The 1996-nt window shown below is 56.9% G+C and carries 2 protein-coding genes and 1 pseudogene; 1 reads left to right on the forward strand and 2 read right to left on the reverse strand.

What is annotated here, in order from left to right; translation table 11 throughout:
* Nucleotides 1–403 precede the first annotated feature (403 nt).
* A pseudogene (locus tag K288_RS55420) lies at nt 404–556 on the forward strand (IS66 family transposase); the annotation flags it as partial.
* Nucleotides 557–869: 313 nt separating this feature from the next.
* On the opposite strand, the gene K288_RS50105 reads toward K288_RS55420, so the two are convergent.
* Together K288_RS50105 and K288_RS54565 are read right to left on the reverse strand one after the other, a co-directional pair.
* Nucleotides 870–1655: a response regulator transcription factor gene (locus K288_RS50105; RefSeq protein ID WP_051335072.1), complete on the reverse strand. Its 786-nt coding sequence runs from the start codon at nt 1653–1655 to the stop codon at nt 870–872.
* Nucleotides 1656–1726: 71 nt separating this feature from the next.
* Nucleotides 1727–1996: hypothetical protein (locus K288_RS54565; protein ID WP_210164450.1), on the reverse strand; the 270-nt coding region annotated here is incomplete at its 5' end.

Genomic DNA, 1996 nt, shown 5'->3' on the forward strand with positions numbered 1-1996 from the left:
GTCGCTCAAAACCAAACGATCCATCACACCCAAGGCCGCCTCCCCAAAAGCAGCCTTGAATCTGATTTGCTCCCAAAAGGGAATCCTTAGAGTCCACACCACCTAGCGCTCCTGGCAAGGAACCGAAAGCAACGCTGCGACAAAGCGCATTTCTTCCCGGGCGAGGCCCAGTCGATCGACGAGCCGCGCTTCGAGCTGGCCCAATTGGATCTGCGCACCCTACGCGCATCGTGGAGCGCCGGCCGACGGTCGTTGCAGAGACGCAGGCAACGCAATCGCGTCACAAGCCATTGCCTGATCATCTGCCCCGTGAGGACGTCTTGCTCGATGTCGCCGGAAAGACTTGCTCTTGCTGTGGTCGCGCTCTGCATCCGATCGGCCAGAGTCTCAGTGAGATGCTGGACTAGACTAGGTGCCAGCGCAGCTTCGTGTCGCGCGCATAGCCCGTCCAAAGTGCGCTTGCCGCGCCTGCAACGCCGTGGTGCGGGCACCCGCACCGGAGCGGTTGATCGCCGGTGGCCTTGCTACACCAGCACTGCTCGCTCAAGTGCTGGTCAAAGGACCAAAACCTCCGTTGATCGGATATCGCGGCAATCCGTTGGCCGGTCTCCAGCAATCTCTCAGCGATGAACCGTATCGACCATGAATCGAAATCTGGCTCCGCACTTTCCGGCGTAAACGAAGCTGCGAATGCAAGCCAGAGCTGGAGCGACGTAACGTATTCACAGAATTAAGAGTTCGTAAGAAAGAAATTGAGTAATGCGGAGCCTCGTCTGTTGGCTCGCTCGGCAGCTCCAGCGAGGGACGGTCTGTGCAATCACCAATGGTTTCTTCGCTCGTTAGCCAGCAGGCTCGATGGATGACTTCACTCAGCACTTCGTCAATTTGTCAGCGCTGGCCGCCCGTATCTCGAAATCGTGACCGAGTTGCACCAGTTTACCGGACGAAATGCCGGCCTGATAGCCGTTCGCATGCAGCGTTGAGACTGCCTCCGCTCTGCAGCTGACGTCGAGAATCTGGAAAATGGCATGAACATGGTTTCGAACGGTGTTCGAGCAGATGCAGAGGCGTCGGGCAATTTCCTTGTTGGTAAGACCTCGGCCCAACAGTGCTGCGATCTCTCTTTGCCTGGCGGTTAGTTGAGAGGTCATGATCGTTGGCGTAGCGGTTCTCCGCGAGAGTTGCGAGATCTTGCGGACCAAAGCTGCAGTCGTTCCTGGTGAGCAGACGAACTGTCCGCTGTCAGCCTCCCGAATGACGCGCCGGAGGTCATCGAGCGATGCGTTGAAGGGGACGTATCCAGAAAATCCTGCTTCGGCGCAGGACAGGACTTCGTCGTCATCGTCTGCAATGCCTACCGCGATAAGCTTGGTCCCCTCGGGTAGATCAAGAAACGGAGCCGGCCGCGGAAGATGCTGGAGAGGAGCGAGGTCCAGCAGCACGAATTGCGAGTCCGTCGATGCTATCTCGATATGGGCGACTTCGTTGAATGTGCTCGTGCCCACAACCGCAACATCGTTGTCGCGATCGAGACAGGCTTTTAGCGCCTCACAGTGGACGCGGCAATAACTCACGATATAGACACGTAACTTGCTGGCTCTGCCACCCGACTTGTGGACATCGGACTGTTTGTGCAACGGGTCGCTGTTACGCATCGCCAAAATTCCTAATCATATCCTGAACGAACAAAGTTAGAGAGTCAACCGAAAGATGGATTGACTGAAAATCACAGATGTGTGGCGACATGCGGCTGCATGTAGGAATCCTGTCTTTGGAAGCGAAGCCGGGTTGTTACCTCAGTGCGGCGAGCGCAGCCGGCCAATGGGAGCGCCGGCGATTTCGTTTCCGTATCGGGCGGGACCATCAGGAATTCGGGCAAGAGGTTAGCATTACAGTTGGATTTTTTGCTTTGAAGTGTGCGCGTTGGGCGGCCGCTTGATGCGCTCGACGCCAGAGTGACCATGCGACGATATGCGAGGGCGGTATGCGTTTTCGT

It is taken from the genome of Bradyrhizobium sp. Ai1a-2 (genome assembly GCF_000426245.1).
Classification (GTDB): domain Bacteria; phylum Pseudomonadota; class Alphaproteobacteria; order Rhizobiales; family Xanthobacteraceae; genus Bradyrhizobium.